Annotated in this window: 17 protein-coding genes; 11 read left to right on the forward strand and 6 right to left on the reverse strand. The window is 63.8% G+C overall.

The window, feature by feature from the left end:
• The first annotated feature begins 220 nt into the window (after nt 1–220).
• Nucleotides 221–1,264 carry an S-layer glycoprotein N-glycosyltransferase AglJ gene (aglJ, locus tag Q0964_RS04130; protein ID WP_299263758.1) on the forward strand — a complete coding sequence of 348 codons (1,044 nt, stop codon included), beginning with the start codon at nt 221–223 and terminating at the stop codon, nt 1,262–1,264.
• On the opposite strand, the gene Q0964_RS04135 is transcribed toward aglJ, so the two are convergent.
• Nucleotides 1,261–1,587, reverse strand: a complete 327-nt coding sequence (locus Q0964_RS04135; protein ID WP_299263760.1) for a DUF5789 family protein — start codon at nt 1,585–1,587, stop codon at nt 1,261–1,263. The two genes, aglJ and Q0964_RS04135, sit on opposite strands and share 4 nt — an antisense overlap.
• Before the next feature lie 225 nt (nt 1,588–1,812).
• Between Q0964_RS04135 and Q0964_RS04140 the strand changes: the two genes are divergently transcribed.
• Nucleotides 1,813–2,022 carry a ribbon-helix-helix domain-containing protein gene (locus Q0964_RS04140; protein WP_299263762.1) on the forward strand — a complete coding sequence of 70 codons (210 nt, stop codon included), beginning with the start codon at nt 1,813–1,815 and terminating at the stop codon, nt 2,020–2,022.
• Here the strand turns inward: Q0964_RS04140 and Q0964_RS04145 are convergent.
• A complete protein-coding gene (locus Q0964_RS04145) occupies nt 2,019–2,429 on the reverse strand; it encodes a JAB/MPN domain protein-containing protein (RefSeq protein WP_299263763.1) in 411 nt (136 codons plus the stop codon). The two genes, Q0964_RS04140 and Q0964_RS04145, sit on opposite strands and share 4 nt — an antisense overlap.
• 164 nt (nt 2,430–2,593) lie before the next feature.
• Here Q0964_RS04145 and Q0964_RS04150 point away from each other — a divergent pair, with 164 nt between their 5' ends.
• On the forward strand, nt 2,594–2,887 hold the full coding sequence (locus tag Q0964_RS04150) for a PadR family transcriptional regulator (RefSeq protein WP_299263765.1): 294 nt from the start codon (nt 2,594–2,596) through the stop codon (nt 2,885–2,887).
• Between the two features lie 50 nt (nt 2,888–2,937).
• Here Q0964_RS04150 and Q0964_RS04155 read toward each other — a convergent pair whose 3' ends face one another.
• From Q0964_RS04155 to Q0964_RS04170, 4 genes are all read right to left on the reverse strand, one after another.
• Complete coding sequence (locus Q0964_RS04155) at nt 2,938–3,618, reverse strand: hypothetical protein (protein WP_299263768.1); 681 nt, start codon at nt 3,616–3,618, stop codon at nt 2,938–2,940.
• 213 nt (nt 3,619–3,831) lie between these two features.
• Complete coding sequence (locus Q0964_RS04160) at nt 3,832–5,004, reverse strand: sensor histidine kinase (protein WP_299263771.1); 1,173 nt, start codon at nt 5,002–5,004, stop codon at nt 3,832–3,834.
• Nucleotides 5,005–5,289: 285 nt separating this feature from the next.
• Nucleotides 5,290–5,580: a DUF5779 family protein gene (locus Q0964_RS04165; protein WP_299263774.1), complete on the reverse strand. Its 291-nt coding sequence runs from the start codon at nt 5,578–5,580 to the stop codon at nt 5,290–5,292.
• 58 nt (nt 5,581–5,638) lie between these two features.
• Nucleotides 5,639–6,301 (reverse strand): hypothetical protein, encoded by a 663-nt coding sequence (locus tag Q0964_RS04170; protein WP_299263776.1) that lies wholly within the window; start codon nt 6,299–6,301, stop codon nt 5,639–5,641.
• A 136-nt stretch (nt 6,302–6,437) separates the two neighbouring features.
• On the opposite strand from Q0964_RS04170, the gene Q0964_RS04175 reads away from it, so the two are divergent.
• The 8 genes from Q0964_RS04175 (at nt 6,438) to Q0964_RS04205 (ending at nt 14,715) form a co-directional block, all read left to right on the forward strand.
• Nucleotides 6,438–7,667, forward strand: coding sequence for a LeuA family protein (locus Q0964_RS04175; protein ID WP_299263779.1), 1,230 nt, complete (start codon nt 6,438–6,440; stop codon nt 7,665–7,667).
• Nucleotides 7,668–7,949: 282 nt separating this feature from the next.
• Nucleotides 7,950–9,743 (forward strand): biosynthetic-type acetolactate synthase large subunit, encoded by a 1,794-nt coding sequence (gene ilvB / locus Q0964_RS04180; protein ID WP_299263782.1) that lies wholly within the window; start codon nt 7,950–7,952, stop codon nt 9,741–9,743.
• 2 nt (nt 9,744–9,745) lie between these two features.
• Nucleotides 9,746–10,393: an acetolactate synthase small subunit gene (ilvN, locus tag Q0964_RS04185; RefSeq protein ID WP_299263784.1), complete on the forward strand. Its 648-nt coding sequence runs from the start codon at nt 9,746–9,748 to the stop codon at nt 10,391–10,393.
• Nucleotides 10,386–11,387 carry a ketol-acid reductoisomerase gene (gene ilvC / locus Q0964_RS04190; protein WP_299263787.1) on the forward strand — a complete coding sequence of 334 codons (1,002 nt, stop codon included), beginning with the start codon at nt 10,386–10,388 and terminating at the stop codon, nt 11,385–11,387. Before ilvN ends, ilvC begins: the two co-directional genes overlap by 8 nt.
• The gene (locus Q0964_RS18605) at nt 11,384–11,500 is read left to right on the forward strand and encodes a DUF7989 family protein (protein ID WP_475405419.1); all 117 of its coding nucleotides are present in this window, start codon (nt 11,384–11,386) and stop codon (nt 11,498–11,500) included. Before ilvC ends, Q0964_RS18605 begins: the two co-directional genes overlap by 4 nt.
• 79 nt (nt 11,501–11,579) lie before the next feature.
• On the forward strand, nt 11,580–13,001 hold the full coding sequence (leuC, locus tag Q0964_RS04195; protein ID WP_299263790.1) for a 3-isopropylmalate dehydratase large subunit: 1,422 nt from the start codon (nt 11,580–11,582) through the stop codon (nt 12,999–13,001).
• A complete protein-coding gene (leuD, locus tag Q0964_RS04200) occupies nt 12,998–13,612 on the forward strand; it encodes a 3-isopropylmalate dehydratase small subunit (RefSeq protein WP_299263792.1) in 615 nt (204 codons plus the stop codon). Before leuC ends, leuD begins: the two co-directional genes overlap by 4 nt.
• A 122-nt stretch (nt 13,613–13,734) precedes the next feature.
• A complete protein-coding gene (locus Q0964_RS04205) occupies nt 13,735–14,715 on the forward strand; it encodes an isocitrate/isopropylmalate dehydrogenase family protein (protein ID WP_299263794.1) in 981 nt (326 codons plus the stop codon).
• The last annotated feature ends 153 nt before the right edge of the window (nt 14,716–14,868 follow it).

A 14,868-nucleotide genomic window follows, 5' to 3' on the forward strand; every position in this document is an offset into this window, starting at 1 on the left:
GACAAAACAGTTACTCACAGAACGAGTAACCATGTCAGACGACCGGGCACATCAGGACGCGGACGAGCATTTGGACGACGTGAGCGACGGATGCGGGTGTACCGAGATGTGGGAACACATGAGCGACCATCGGGACGAGGAGTGAGTGTTGCGCCGTCCCGGGGTGGCTTCGTGACCGGGAACCGTACCTTTTTGCGCGCGCCGTAACGATAAGCCGACCATGGTCGACCGCTCGGCGGTCTGCGTCCTGGTGCCGACGCTCAACGAGGCCGAGACTATCGGCACCGTCGTCGAGTCGTTCTTCGAGCACGGCTTCGAGAACGTACTGGTCGTCGACGGCGACTCCACCGACGGCACCCGCGACGTCGCCCGAGAACACGGCGCTCGGGTGACCGTCCAATCGGGGAGCGGGAAGGGGCAGGCGGTTCAGGAGGCGTTCCAGCAGGTCGACGCGCCGTACATCCTGATGCTCGACGGTGACGCCACGTACCGAGTCGAAGACGCCGAGGCGATGCTCGAACCGCTGTTCTCGGGACGCGCCGAACACGTCATCGGGAACCGGTTTGCGGACATGGAGCCGGGTGCGATGTCCCGACTCAACCGCACCGGCAATCGAATCATCAACCGTGCGTTCCGCTGGATTCACGGTCGGAACCTCGAAGACATCCTGAGTGGCTACCGCGCGTTCACCCGCGACTCCGCCGAGCGACTCTCCCTGTCGGAGACGGGCTTTGGCATCGAGACCGAGATGGCCGTCGAGTGCGTCAAACACGGGGTTCGGACGGACGTGGTCCCTATCCGGTACGAGGCGCGACCGGACGAGTCGGAGACGAACCTCCACCCGCTCCGGGACGGCGCGACGATTGTCCTCACGCTCTACCAGATGGCCAAGACGAACAACCCGCTGTTTTATTTCGGGAGCGTCGGCGCAGTGAGTTCTCTCGTCGGTTTCGTTCTCGGCGGATACGTCGCCTACGACTGGTTTGTTCCACCTCGAACGTCACACGAGGTCATCGCTATCGTCAGCGTGTTCTCGATTCTCGTCGGCGTCCAGCTCCTGATTTTCGGCGTCCTCTCGGATATGATCGTCGCGCTGAATCGCGAGCAAACTCGCCGGCTCGAGGAACTCGCCGAGCAACTGGGCGGCGAACGAGCCGACAGAGGACAGGGTAGTCCCGGTGGCGGGACGCCGGCGAACGAAGCGGCCGGAGTGGACGGTGACTCGGAGGCTGACGAGATTGCCTCGGCCAGCGAACGCGATTAAAATGGAACGAGCGCACGCAACTGCATCAGTACGCTCGAAGAGGCCGATTCTCGCATCTCCTCGAACACGGGATGAAGCGCATTCAGCAGTTCCTGCTCCGTCTCGAAGTGCTCCTTGTTGGAGCGGTCGATGGCGTCCGAGATGGTGACTTTGTTCCCGGTCGCGTTGTACGGAATCTTCCGGTCGCCGAGCGCGGTGACGATGCTCTCTTTGTCCGCCGGGAACGCCACCCCCGCGTCCGTGAGCCAAGCGTCCAGCGCCGCGATGCCGAACTCGATGGCATCCGGTTCGTCGTCGTCCTGTTGTGGTGGCCGAACTCCCATCGTTACACTTCTTTCTGTTCCAGCCCCGAAAACTCTATCCCTCGCGCCCTGGTTGTCAGCTTCGTTGACACCTCGGTCGGCGTCCGCGCGAATGGCTTGAGCGCGGGCTCGGGGGGCAGTATGTCACGCGGTGTCCGCGCGAATGGCTTGAGCGCGGGCTCGGGGGGCGGTATGTCACCTGGCAACAACACAATCCATATCCGGCCGGTCGACGTGCAACTCCACATGACAGACTACACGACCGTCTCGATTCCACAGGACCTGGCGGACCGTGTCGATGAGACCATCGAGGGAACCAGTTTCTCGAGTACGAGCGACCTGGTACGGTTTTTGCTTCGCAGTATCGTCATCCAGCACGAGAAACGTGGGGAACTCACCGAGTCCGAGTTTCAGGAGATAACCGAACAGCTTCAGAATCTGGGTTATCTGGACTAAACGACACGTTCTTCGGGCGGCTCGGCGTCGACAATCTCCAGGTCTTTCCGGCGGCCGCTCCGGTCGAACGCCGCCAGCGACCCGTCGTCCCAGGGTGGGACTGCGACGAAGACGACTTCGGCGAGGTCGTCCCGCTCTGACACCGAGAGCTCCCCAACGGGGTGTGAGACGAACAGTCCCTGGGTCTGTCCTGCAGGCGTTCCGAGGTCGATGCCGAACACCGCCCCGACCGAACCGCCGGCCTCCGGCATGTAGAAATGCGTGAACACCGGCGTTTCTGGGGGCAGGTCGGTGTCGTCGAGTTCGCTCGCGGGCATCACCGAGAGGCGAATCGTGACCGACTCCGGATCCCGGTCATCCCCGAGTCTGAGCAACGTTTCAGCTAGCCCCCGCGTAATGTAAACCACAGCAGTTGTTCGTGGTACGGCTGTTTAATTGCATCGCCCCGTCGGCCCCGTGAATCCAGAGACGACGACTCCCCTCGGGAGGCGGAACACACCGCGGACCGACCGAAAACAGCTGTTTCATTGTCGACACGCTTTTGCCTGTCAAACTGTAACATACGACAACGATGGACAACCTAACTGCGTTCCAGCGCGACGTGCTGTACGCTCTGGCCGGACTCGACGAGGCTTATGGGTTGGCAATCAAGGCCGAACTGGAGGATTACTACGAAGGTGAGGTCAACCACGGACGGCTCTATCCGAACCTCGACGACCTGGTTGAGCACGGCTACGTCGAGAAGGGACAGATAGACCGCCGGACCAACTCGTACGAGTTGACCGACATCGGGGCCGAAGCTCTCTCGAAGCGCCGCGAGTGGGAAAACTCGTATCTCGGCGACCCGGAGCTCGCGATTACATGAGCTGTGCTGCCTGATTGAATCGTTCGCGGCCGGCGCGTCGAGCGCGAGTGTTACCCGAAGACGAACTCTTTGCCGATTTTCGCGTAGAGTGCAGGCGTCCGAGAGCGAGACCTAGAGACAGCGTCGTCGAGCGCCTCGGCGGCGTCCTCGTGGACACCGGCCCCGTGGCCGACCAGAATCGTCTCGGGTGAGAACCGCTTGAGTTTGGTCGGGGGCGTGAGCCGCAGCGCCGGGTGGACACCCAGCCGCTCCGACGACGACAGGAAGTAACTCGCCGTCCCGACGGATTCGGGGACGATCAGCTCGTCGTGTTCCTCGACCGAGACGACGGCCTCCTGCCAGAGCCGGTTGTCGACGAGTTTGTGAACGCCTACACCGGTGTCGTCGAGTTCGACGTGGACGCGTTCGACCGGCGCGTCGAGTTCGCTGGCGACACCTGACATCCAGTTGGGAACGTAAACGGGGACGTCGTGACGGGTGGCGACATCCGCTGAGTCGCGTTTGTGCCGGTCTAGTAGGGTCAGGACGCCTGCGACCTCGCCTAGGTCCGTGAGCAACTCGTCGAGTCCGTCCACGTCCACTGGGTCGACGACGTACACGTCGCCGCCGACCTCGAAGGCGTGGCTGGCCCGCTGCATTCGTTCGTTCGGGTAGGCCACCCAGCCGACGCCGTGTTCGCGGCGGTCGATCTCACGGTACTCCGTCGCCGGCCCCGAGCCTTTCATCGGCATGTAACGGCTCTATGAGGTCGGGGCTGAAAAAGAACCGTGAACTGGCAACGACGTCTAACCCGTTGGCTATCAGTGTTGACCGCTGTCGGCTCGGCCGTACCCGGTCAGGCGGGCCTGTCGCCATTATTACTGGACGGAGTCAGGACGGCGTGTGCTCACGGACCTGCACTGGCTCGCGCTGGAAGCAAAGTATCTCGACCGCGCACAGTCGTTCTACCCGCTCGGTTCCGTCAACGAGCCCTGAACGCCGCTGAAACTGATTTTGGCACCGCCGGTTTCGGTCTCGCCGACAGCTATCTTCCAGCCGTGGGCCGACGCGATGCGACGCACAATTACTAGACCGAGTCCAGTGTTTCCACTTTTGCTGGTGTATCCCGGTTCGAGGACCGACTGGTGTTCTGACTCCGGGATGCCCGGCCCGTCGTCGGCCACGTAGAATCCGTCTGCAGTCGCGCCGACGTCGACGGCCGTGTCGGAGCCGCCGTGCTCGACGGCGTTCCGGAACAGGTTTTCGAGCAGGCGCCGGAGTCGGCCTTCGTCGGCCAGTACGGTCCCGTCCAGATCGGTTTCCAGGGTGGCGTCGGCAGTGTCGACCAGTTTCCAGGTAGCGCGTACACACGACTCGATGTCGACCGGGGTGTGGTCCTCGACCGGTTCGTCGATGGTCGCCAGCGTCAGGAGGTCGCCGCTGATATCGTTCATCCGCCGGTGTGCGGTGTCGATGTGTTCGAGCGAGTCTCGGACTGTGTTCTGGAGGTGTTCGAGGTGGCCCTGCGCGGTCTGGAGTGGGTTCCGGAGGTCGTGAGAGACGAGCGTGGCCAGTTCCTCGATACGTTCGGACCGCTGCCGGTGCCGTTCGAGCGTGGCCTCGACACTCAGTTCGCGGCTCGCCCAACTCGCCAGGAGGTCAACGAAGTCCAACTCCACCTCCGAGAGTGGCCGCTCCAGCGGTTCCGGTGCGGCAAAGCAGAACGTTCCGTACGTCTGTCCACCGAACTCGACGACCGACCCGACGTAGCTCTCGATTCCGAACCGATCGTGGGCGGGGTCGTCGTCGAACCCCTCCGCCTGTGCATCGGCGACGTGGAAGCAGCCGTCGGTGGCGTTGAGCGTGTGGCGACAGTACGACTCCGACAGCGGTGCCGTGTTTCCGGACTGTAAGAGGTCGTGACTACCGTGTGCGACTTCGATGGTCTGCGTATCCGTAGCTGGTTCGGTCCGGGTCAGGAACCCGTACGAGAGCCCCAGCGTTTCGGACTCCGTCGAGAACAGTAGCCCGAGTTTCTCACGGAACTCTCTGCTCGGATCACAGATGAGTTTACAGACATCGGTGAAGTGACCGAGCGCCTCGTCGCCCGTCTCGGCCCGGTTGAGAGTACGTGTCATTGTAAAATACAACGACGTTTTCAGGTAAACAGTTTGTGGTAATTACATAAAACCGCAAGGACATCCAGTTGGTTGAGCCATCCCGGGCCGCCGAAGAGCGCCTCGTAGATGTCAAATAAATCGACGCTAACCCCAGCAAACCCACAAGCCCCCAGAACCAGAAGTGGTAGAACGCGGGATCGATCGGGTCGCACATGCAGGCGTTATCGTATTCTCGTCGATATATGACTCACGATTGTGCTGGTCATCGCTGGACGTGCGCGCGAAGATAGACGGCACCTACACTTACAGCCGCCCGGTGTCGATGACGACGCCCGGTGGTGTCACAAGCAGGAAGTTCCGAAAGCGCATCAACTCGCCGCCCCTCTCCGTGATTTCCCGGGCGAACCCCGACGCGAGTTGGTTCACGTCGCCCTCGACGTCCAGCACGAGCACGGCACCGCCGTCAACCGCCGCGACCCACTCCTCGTCGGGCGTCGAGCCGTCGAGAATCCCGAGCACGATTCGACCCCCTTCGCGCTCGTCCCCGTCCATCTGGTCTTCGACCGCCTGCAGGTCGAGGTCGAAATCGCTCATACCGGCTCTCTCGCACTGGCCCGGCAAAAACCCCTCGCAACGTCTGACGGGACGCCGTTCAGGTGAATAGCCGGAACGGTCGAAGGATGCGCTGGGGGAGGCCGTCGATCCGCTCACGCGCCCGCCGCCGTTCGGTCCGGAGTGTGTCGGTGAGGCTCCGGTCGTCCAGCCGCGACGTGTAGCGCTCCCCGTCGCGTTCGATTACGTCCAGATTCAGCAGGGTGTCGAGTGCGTCCTCGATCCGCGACCGGGAGAGGTCGAGCGATTCGTCCAGTTCCGGGACGGATTTCGGCCGTTCGTCGAGGGACTGGCCGACGATGGACGCGTCACCGAACCGGTCCATGGCGTCGGGTGCACCCGGGTCGGTCCGGCCAGCACCGGACTGCAGGTCGTAGACGCCGTCGAGTGCCAACCACGCGCCGACGACCAGGAACGCCACTTTGAGAGCGTCGTTGCCACCGGTGAACGCGAGGGCGTACGCGCCCAGCCCGATCAGTGCGAGTCCGAGCGGGAGCTTGCCCCAGCCCCGATTGATCCCGTAGCGCCGCCGGACGTGGGGCCAGACCGTCGCCGCGGTGATTCCGATCGCTGCACCGCCGAGGCCGCCGGCCGAGATGTCGGTGAAATACCAGACGAGGAGGAGCCCGGTGGCCGTACCGGCGAGTTCTAGCGCCAGGGAGTACCGCCGGAGGAGGGCGATAGGCCGCGATTGCAGGGACATAATCCGACCTGTGGCCCGGAATATAAAAAATCCTGCTGAGGGTCGGCCATGGCAGTTCCCCGTCGGATATATGACAATTAAACGCACACGCCATGTCGCACGGACAGTTTTATATATCATACGTGGGTTGCATGAATTGCTACAATGTCCAACGATACAGAGGGCACGTCGGAATCCCCGGCGGATCGAGTTCTTCCAGGGCACACTGGATTCCACTTCTGAGATAACAGAAGCACGCATTTTCGACACCACGCTGCGCGACGGTGAACAGTCGCCACGCACGTCGTTCTCGTACGACGACAAACGCGAGCTAGCGGCCGTGCTGGACGACATGGGCACCCACGTCATCGAGGCAGGGTTCCCCGTCAACTCGGACGCGGAGTTCGAGGCCGTACGCGACATCGCCGAGTCCGCACAGAACAGTGAAGTCTGTGGACTCGCGCGCGTGGTCGACAAGGATATCGAGGCTGCACTCGACAGTGGCGTCGACCTGGTGCACGTGTTCGTGTCCACCAGCGACGTCCAGTTGCAAGACTCCATGCACGCCACTCAAGCGGAGGCCAAACAAGCCGCCGTCGAGAGCGTCGAGCGTGTCACGGAGGCCGGCGTCGAGTGTATGTTCTCGCCGATGGACGCCACGCGGACCGACGAGTCCTTCCTGATCGAGGTCGTCCAAGCTGCCGATGCGGCCGGCGCCGACTGGGTGAACATTCCGGACACCTGCGGCGTGGCCACACCCCGGCGGTTCTACGACATGGTCGAGAAGGTCGTCGATGCGATTGACGCGCGCGTGGACGTTCACACACACGACGACTTCGGGCTGGCAGCGGCGAACGCCCTGTCCGGCTTCGAAGCTGGCGCGAGCCAGTCGCAGGTGTCGGTCAACGGCATCGGTGAGCGGGCGGGCAACGCGGCCTACGAAGAGGTCGTGATGGCCCTTGAGAGTCTCTACGACGTGGAGACCCACATCGACACGACCCGCATCACCGAGCTGTCGCGGCTCGTCGAGGACCGGTCGTCGATCCCGGTTCCGGCGAACAAGCCGGTCGTCGGCGAGAATGCCTTCTCTCACGAGAGTGGCATCCACGCCGCGGGCGTCATCGAGAACTCGGACACGTTCGAGCCAGGCGTGATGACGCCGGAGATGGTCGGGGCCGAGCGCGAGCTCGTCCTCGGGAAACACACCGGCCAGCACTCCGTCCGGGAGCGGTTGGTCGATGCCGGGTTCGACCCCACGGAGGAGGAGGTGCGTGAGGTCACCCGTCGAGTCAAGGACTACGGCGCCGAAAAAAAGCGGGTCACGATGGACGTACTGGAGAAGTTCGCTCGCGAGGTCGGTGTCTCCGAGGAGGAGGTTCGGGTCTAAAATGGACTCCTCTCGGGGTGTTCGCGCCCATCAGCAACCGGTGAAGAACGTCACGACTCGGAAGAATTATATTATTGGGCAGACCTACTCAGCACACGATGACCGCGCGAGCTGGACCCGGAAGCGTCCTGGCGCCCAGCAGTGCGCTCGTTATTCTCGCGGGTATCGTAGGGGCCGTATAGCCCCTACACATGCTTTCACCCCGAATTCTGCAGCACAGTCGGTAGCGGCCGGGAGGCGACAGATGCACACGACCACTCACACCACGATGGAGGAATCGACATGAGCGATAGCGCACAGACACCACACACGGACGAAGTCGAGACGGAGGCAACGGACAGACAACCCGACGAACCGGAGAGCGAGAGCCACGTCGAACCGGTCGAGACGGGGGCAGACGCGGTCGTCGCGGCGCTGAAAAACGCCGATGTTGACCATCTGTTTGGCGTGCAGGGCGGAGCGATCATGCCCGTCTACGACGCGCTGTACAGCGAGTCGGATATGACGCACGTGACGATGGCTCACGAGCAGGGGGCGGTCCACGCCGCCGACGCCTACGGAATCGTCACGGGCGACCCCGGCGTCTGCATGGCAACCTCGGGGCCGGGTGCGACCAACCTGGTCACCGGCATCGCGGACGCCAGCATGGACTCTGACCCGCTGATCGCGCTGACGGGACAGGTGCCGACGGACCTGGTCGGTAACGACGCCTTCCAGGAGACCGACACCATCGGCGTCACACAGCCGATAACCAAGTACAACCGCTTTGCGTCCCACGCCGACGAGGTGGGCGACGACGTGGCCACGGCCTTCGCGCTGGCCGACGAGGGTCGCCAAGGGCCGACGCTGGTCGACCTGCCCAAGGACGTGACCCAGCCCGAGACCGACGTGGAACCGGGCAGGCCGGAGACGCCGGACACGTACAACCCGCCGGAGAAAGCCGATGAAGACGCCGTCGACGAGGCGGCCGACGTGATTTCGGCTGCGGAGAAGCCGGTCATCCTGGCTGGCGGTGGCGTCATCAAGGCCAACGCCAGCGACGAGTTGCGGGCGTTCGCGAAGGAACACGAGATTCCGGTGCTGGCGACGATGCCAGGTACCGGCGCCTTCGACCAGACCCACGAGCTGTCGATGGGTATCGCTGGCATGCACGGCACCGGCTACGCGAACATGGCGATCACGCTGACCGACTGCATGCTCGCAGTCGGAACGCGCTTCGACGACCGGCTGACCGGCGACGTGGAGACGTTCGCGCCGGATGCGGACATCGTCCACGTCGACATCGACCCGGCCGAGGTCAGCAAGAACGTCGAGGCCGACTACCCGCTGCTGGGCGACGCCAAAGCGGTCGTCGACCAGTTGGGCAACGCGATGACGGACTCGCCGGAAGCCGACCTGTGGCGCGAGCAGTGCCAGACCTGGAAAGACGAGTACCCGCTGGACTACGAGATGCCCGAGGACCGGCCGCTCAAACCCCAGTACATCGTCGAGCAGTTCGACGAGACCATGCCCGACGACACAATCGTCACGGCCGGTGTCGGCCAGCACCAGATGTGGGCCTGGCAGTACTGGACCTGGACGGAACCTCGGACGTGGGTCACCTCTCACGGCCTGGGGACGATGGGCTACGGCTTCCCCGCGGCTATCGGCGCGAAACTCGCCGCCCCCGACAAGGAGGTCATCGCCTTCGAGGGCGACGGTTCCTTCCTGATGACGAGTCAGGAACTGTCCGTGGCGGTGCGGGAGAACCTCGACATCACCATCGTTATTCTGAACAACGAGGCGGTCGGGATGGTCCGGCAGTGGCAGGACGGCTTCTACGAGGGCCGCCGGATGGCCTCGGAGTACCCGTGGGTGCCGGAGTTCGACAAACTCGCGGAGGCCTACGGCGCACGGGGCTTCCGGCTGGAGGACTACGACGAGGTCGACGACGTCATCGAGGCTGCGCTAACATACGACGGGCCGGCGGTCGTCGACGCCATCATCGACCCCGAAGAGAACGTGTACCCGATGGTGCCGAGCGGCGGTGACAACAGTCTGTTCGCACTCTCGGAAGCCGATCTGGACGAAATCTAACGATGACAGGGAAACTACCAGGGCCGGGCCCAGGCGAACGGATGCGCCCCGAGGGCCGGCGTAACGAGGACGGTATTCGTATCGACCCCGAAGCCGAAGCGAAACACGAACCGCGCCGTGCGGTGCTGTCGGCGCTGGTCGAACACCAGCCGGGCGTGCTGGCGGAGGTCTCCGGCCTGTTCAGCCGTCGGCAGTTCAACATCGAGAGTCTCACTGTCGGGACGATCGTCAACGAGCGTCGGGCGCGCATGACTATCGTCATCGAGGAAACGCGACCCGGAATTCAGCAGGCAAAAAAGCAGCTGCGGAAACTGGTTCCCGTCGTCTCGGTGCGTGAGCTGGCTCAGGATTCGGTCCAGCGCGAGCTGGTGATCGTGAAAGTCAACGGCGAGGAACCTGACAAAGTCCACGCCATTACGGAGATGTACGGCGGCGAAACGCTGGACGCGGGCCCCCGGACGATCACCGTCGAGATCACCGGGAACGAGCAGCAGGTCGACGACGCCATCGACGCGTACGAGCAGTTCGGCATTCGCGAGATCGTCCGGACCGGCTACGCGTCGCTCTCCCGTGGCGAACAGCAGACTGCGGCGGTCGAGCACGACACGAACGTGACAGCAGACACGGAGGTGCCAGCAGACGATGACTGACGAGTTTACCAATGAAATCTACTACGACGAGGACGCAGACGTGTCGAACATCGAGGACAAGACCGTGGCCGTGCTGGGCTACGGTAGTCAGGGCCACGCCCACGCGCTGAACCTGCAGGACAGCGGCGTGGACGTGGTCGTCGGTCTCCAGAAGAGTTCCGCGTCGCGCGAGGCCGCCGAAGACGAAGGGCTGGCGGTTACGACGCCGGTCGACGCCGCGTCCCGAAGTGACATTGTGACCCTGCTCGTTCCCGACACCGTACAGCCCACGGTCTACGAGCAGATCCGCGACGAACTCGACGCCGGCGACACCCTCCAGTTCGCCCACGGGTTCAACATCCACTACGGCCAGATCGAACCGCCGGCGGACGTGGACGTGACGATGATCGCCCCCAAATCGCCCGGCCACCTCGTTCGCCGCAACTACACGAAAGACGAGGGGACGCCCGGACTGCTGGCCGTCTATCAGGACGCCACTGGCGAGGCCAAGGACGAAGCACTGGCCTACGCGAAGGCTATCGGCTGTACGCGCGCTGGCACAATCGAGACCACCTTCCGAGAGGAGACCGAAACTGACCTGTTCGGCGAGCAGGCCGTCCTCTGTGGCGGCGTGACCGACCTCGTGAAGGCCGGGTTCGAGACGCTGGTCGACGCGGGCTACTCCCCGGAGATGGCCTACTTCGAGTGTCTGAACGAGATGAAGTTGATCGTCGATCTGATGTACGAGGGCGGCAACATGGAGATGTGGAACTCCGTCTCCGACACCGCCGAGTACGGCGGGCTGACCCGTGGCGAGGCGGTTATCGACCGCGAGGGGATGGAAGAGATTCTCGAGAGCGTCCAGAACGGCGAGTTCGCCCGCGAGTGGATTTCGGAGAATCAGGCCCACCGGCCGGCCTACAAGCAGTACCGACAGGCCGAACAGGACCACCAGATCGAGGAGGTCGGCGAACGCCTGCGCGACCTCTTCGCCTGGGGAGCGGAACAGGAATGACAGACGAGACCGACCGACAGCGGATGCGCGACGTTGACCACACACCGCCAGACGGCGAGGGCGCGGAACGTGCCTTCGAGCGTGGCACCGAAGAACGAGACGAGAGAGTATGAGTTCCGATAGACATTCCTGCTCGCTGCGCTTCGCGGGCTGTGACTATCGACCTCATGCTCAATCACGAGGTGATTTCGCATGAGCGAAGCAACTCTGTACGACAAGGTCTGGGACAGGCACAAAGTTACGACGTTGCCCAACGGGCAGGATCAGCTGTTCGTGGGCCTGCACCTCATCCACGAGGTCACGAGCCCGCAGGCTTTCGGGATGCTCCAGGAACGCGACCTGGACGTCGCCCGACCTGACCTGACGCTGGCGACCGTTGACCACATCGTCCCGACGGCCGACCAGTCCCGGCCGTACAACGACGACGCGGCCGAGGAGATGATGTCGGAACTGGAGGAAAACGTCCGTGACGCGGGAATCGAGTTCCTCTCGCCCGAGACCGGTGAGCAGGGCATCGTCCACGTCATCGGTCCGGAGCAGGGGCTGACCCAGCCCGGCAAGACCATCGTCTGTGGCGACAGCCACACCTCCACTCACGGTGCGTTCGGCGCGCTGGCGTTCGGAATCGGCACCAGCCAGATTCGGGACGTGTTGGCGACCCAGACCATCGCGATGGAGAAACAGAAGGTCCGGAAGATTCAGGTCGACGGCCAACTCGGCGAGGGCGTCGAGGCCAAGGACATCATCCTGGAGATCATTCGTCGCCTCGGCACCGAGGGTGGCGTCGGCTACGTCTACGAGTACGCCGGCGAGGCCATCGAGGACCTGGGCATGGAAGGTCGGATGTCCATCTGTAACATGTCCATCGAGGGCGGCGCTCGCGCGGGCTACGTCAACCCCGACGCGACCACCTACGAGTGGCTGGAGCAGACCGATTACTTCCAGGACCAATCGGAGACGTTCGGGGAACTGAAGCCGTACTGGGACTCCATCCGCAGCGACGAGGACGCCGAGTACGACGACGTGGTCCACATCGACGCCGACGAACTCGAACCCGTCGTCACCTGGGGCACCACACCCGGTCAAGGCGTTGGCATCACGGACCCGATCCCGGCTCCGGAAGAGCTATCACCGGAAAAACAGGATACCGCTCGGCGCGCACAGGAACACATGCGCGTCGAACCCGGCGACACGATGGAAGGGTACGATATCGACGTGGCTTTCCTGGGCTCGTGTACGAACGCCCGACTGCCCGACCTGCGCCGCGCAGCGAAGATCGTTGAGGGCCGTCAGGTCCCCGACGACGTGCGGGCGTTCGTCGTGCCCGGCAGTCAGCGCGTGCAGAAAACGGCCGAGGCAGCGGGCCTTCGTGACATCTTCGAGGACGCGGGCTTCGACTGGCGCAACGCAGGCTGTTCGATGTGTCTGGGGATGAACGAGGACCAACTGGAGGGTGACGAGGCGTGTGCCTCCTCCTCGAATCGAAACTTCATCGGCCGGCAGGGGTCGAAGGACGGCCGGACGGTCCTGATGAATCCACAGATGGTCGCCGCGGCGGCGGTCAACGGCGAGGTCACAGACGTTCGGAAACTGGAGGAGGTGGTGTCGGTATGAGCCGCGAGAACGAGGTCGAGATTCCGGAGGTAAAGAAGGCGTCGGGCTCCGGTATCCCGATCCGCGGAAACGACATCGACACGGACCAGATCATCCCGGCGCGGTTCATGAAGGTCGTCACGTTCGACGGTCTCGGGGAGTTCTCCTTTTTCGACCTGCGTTTCGACGAGGACGACAACGAGAAAGAACACCCGATGAACGAGGACCGGTTTCAGGACGCGAACGTGATGATCACCAATGCGAACTTCGGGTGTGGCTCCTCCCGGGAACACGCGCCACAGGCACTAATGCGCTGGGGGATCGACGCGTTCATCGGCGAGTCCTTCGCCGAGATTTTCGCTGGCAACTGCCTGGCGCTGGGTATGCCGACCGTGACGGCCGACCAGGAGACCGTCGAGGAGTTGCAGGACTTCGCCGACGCGAACCCCGATGCCGAGATCGACATCGACGTGGCCGGCCAGACGGTCACGTACGACGGGAAGACGGTCGACGTGACCGTCGACGAGGGTCAGCGGAAGGCACTGGTCGACGGTATCTGGGACACGACGGCGCTGATGAAGTCCAACCAGCAGTCGATCTCGGAGGCGGCCGAGAGTCTGCCCTACGTCTGAGGCGACTCACCGGGACGCCACCCGCTCCGAACCGGAACGTGACGGCGTAGCAACGGCTATGGTCCCGTCGTCGTTTCGGGAAACCGCAAGCCTATTCGCCCGGGCACACGCCTGAGTGGGTAATGACACATCGGATTGCAGTCATCCCCGGGGATGGAATCGGCGGCGAAGTCGTGCCGGCAGCCGTCGAAGTCCTCGAAGCCCTCGAACTGGGCCTCGAGTTCGTCGAAGGCGAGGCGGGCGACTACGTACAACAAGAGCGTGGCGACGCGCTCCCACAGGAGACGTACGACCTCGCGGCAGAGGCCGACGCGACGCTGTTCGGCGCGGCGGGCGAGACCGCTGCCGACGTGATTCTCCCGCTCCGTGAGGCGGTCGGCTCGTTCGCCAACGTCCGTCCGGCCCGTGCGTACCCGGGCGTGGACGCGGTCAAGCCCGAGACGGATATCGTGTTCGTCCGGGAGAACACCGAAGGGGTCTACGCCGGCATCGAGGACGACCTGACCGACGACGTAACCACGCTCACACGGGTGATAACCGGGTCGGCATCGCGACGGATCGCGGAGTACGGCTTCGAGTACGCCGAGGAGAACGGCTTCTCCGACGTGACGGTCGCTCACAAGGCGAACGTCATGCGGAAGACCGACGGCCGGTTCCTGTCGGCCTGTGAGGCGGTCGCGTCTGAAGAGGAGTACGAGTACGACGAGGCGCTGATGGACGCCCTGGCGATGCACCTGATACTGCACCCGGAGGAGTACGGGGTCGTCATCTGTCCGAACCTCGCTGGGGACATGCTCTCTGACCTCGCGGCCGGTCTCGTCGGCGGTCTCGGGCTGCTCCCGAGCGCGAACGTCGGGCCGGACAACGCGCTGTTCGAACCGGTCCACGGCTCGGCGCCGGACATCGCGGGTGAGGGAGTCGCGAACCCGACGGCGACGCTCCTGAGTGCGGCGATGCTGCTCGACCATCTGGAGTTCGAGGACGAGGCAGCGCGCGTCCGGGACGCGGTTACGACCGTTCTGGCGGACGGCCCGCAAACGCCGGACCTGGGCGGCAACGGGACGACCGGCGACGTGACCGAGGCGGTGCTGGACGCACTGTAGTCCAGCCGACCACCGGCGGGAAGCGGAGCCGCGCCACGAGACTCAACTGTGCCGGTTCGGCGGCGACGTGGAGCGTAACAGGCCGAGAACAGTCGGTGTCTGCCAGACGTCGGTCTCGGCGGGGAGACGAACGGACTGCGGAGACTGATCGAC

Origin of the sequence: Halorientalis sp., from assembly GCF_028275115.1 — an archaeon.
In the GTDB taxonomy this organism is placed as follows: Archaea; Halobacteriota; Halobacteria; order Halobacteriales; family Haloarculaceae; genus Halorientalis.

Coding starts and splice junctions, on each gene's coding strand:
- Q0964_RS04170 (WP_299263776.1), bottom strand. CDS start 6,301: ATGTCCCTGCAATCGCGGCCTATCGCCCTCCTCCGGCGGTACTCCCTG.
- Q0964_RS18605 (WP_475405419.1), top strand. CDS start 11,384: ATGACAGACGAGACCGACCGACAGCGGATGCGCGACGTTGACCACACA.
- leuD (WP_299263792.1), top strand. CDS start 12,998: ATGAGCCGCGAGAACGAGGTCGAGATTCCGGAGGTAAAGAAGGCGTCG.
- Q0964_RS04150 (WP_299263765.1), top strand. CDS start 2,594: ATGGACAACCTAACTGCGTTCCAGCGCGACGTGCTGTACGCTCTGGCC.
- Q0964_RS04135 (WP_299263760.1), bottom strand. CDS start 1,587: ATGGGAGTTCGGCCACCACAACAGGACGACGACGAACCGGATGCCATC.
- Q0964_RS04165 (WP_299263774.1), bottom strand. CDS start 5,580: ATGAGCGATTTCGACCTCGACCTGCAGGCGGTCGAAGACCAGATGGAC.
- Q0964_RS04155 (WP_299263768.1), bottom strand. CDS start 3,618: ATGCCGATGAAAGGCTCGGGGCCGGCGACGGAGTACCGTGAGATCGAC.
- Q0964_RS04140 (WP_299263762.1), top strand. CDS start 1,813: ATGACAGACTACACGACCGTCTCGATTCCACAGGACCTGGCGGACCGT.
- ilvB (WP_299263782.1), top strand. CDS start 7,950: ATGAGCGATAGCGCACAGACACCACACACGGACGAAGTCGAGACGGAG.
- leuC (WP_299263790.1), top strand. CDS start 11,580: ATGAGCGAAGCAACTCTGTACGACAAGGTCTGGGACAGGCACAAAGTT.
- Q0964_RS04160 (WP_299263771.1), bottom strand. CDS start 5,004: ATGACACGTACTCTCAACCGGGCCGAGACGGGCGACGAGGCGCTCGGT.
- ilvC (WP_299263787.1), top strand. CDS start 10,386: ATGACTGACGAGTTTACCAATGAAATCTACTACGACGAGGACGCAGAC.
- Q0964_RS04205 (WP_299263794.1), top strand. CDS start 13,735: ATGACACATCGGATTGCAGTCATCCCCGGGGATGGAATCGGCGGCGAA.
- aglJ (WP_299263758.1), top strand. CDS start 221: ATGGTCGACCGCTCGGCGGTCTGCGTCCTGGTGCCGACGCTCAACGAG.
- ilvN (WP_299263784.1), top strand. CDS start 9,746: ATGACAGGGAAACTACCAGGGCCGGGCCCAGGCGAACGGATGCGCCCC.